The sequence below is a fragment of the Allobosea sp. 2RAB26 genome (assembly GCF_052115465.1).
In the GTDB taxonomy this organism is placed as follows: domain Bacteria; phylum Pseudomonadota; class Alphaproteobacteria; order Rhizobiales; family Beijerinckiaceae; genus Allobosea.
On record NZ_JBFRGS010000075.1, the window covers coordinates 1 to 674 of the forward strand.

Annotated in this window: 1 protein-coding gene; it reads left to right on the plus strand. The window is 70.0% G+C overall.

The genetic code is table 11. From position 1 onward, the window contains the following. Nucleotides 1-674 (plus strand): autotransporter outer membrane beta-barrel domain-containing protein (locus AB4118_RS34075; RefSeq protein ID WP_441493907.1); only part of this gene is annotated, 674 nt, incomplete at both ends.

Genomic DNA, 674 nt, shown 5'->3' on the forward strand with positions numbered 1-674 from the left:
AACATCTCGGGCACGGGGACGCTGACCAAGCAGGGTTCCGGCCGGCTCATTCTGACGGGGAACAGCAGCTATACCGGGGCGACCTCGGTGCTGTCGGGCCTGCTCACGGTCAACGGCTCGCTGACGGGCTCCGCCATCATGCTGGCCGGCGGCGCGCTCGGCGGTTCCGGCACGGTCGGGAGCGTCATTGTCGGCCATGCCGGCACGGTCGCACCGGGCAATTCGATCGGCACGCTGACCGTGGCCGGCAACATTTCCTTCAACCCSGGCTCGACCTATCAACTCGAGGTCAATGCCGCCGGCCAGTCCGACAGGATCGCCGCCACCGGAACCGCAACCGTGTCCGGGGGAACGGTGCAGCTTCTGGCGGAACAAGGCGGGTATGGCGCCTCGACGCGCTACACCATCCTGACGGCGCAGGGCGGGGTCAGCGGCCAGTTCGCCGCGGTGGCCTCGAACTTCGCCTTCCTGACGCCGAGCCTGGCGTATGGCGCCACCGAGGTGACGTTGACGCTTGATCGCAACGCCACCGCCTTCCCGCAGGTCGCCCTGACCCGCAACCAGGCCGGTGCCGCCGGAGCAGCCGAAGCGCTGGGCGCCGGCCACCGTGTCTACGATGCGCTGCTCACGGCAAGCGTCGCCGACGCCCGCGCCGGCTTCGACGCGCTCTCGGG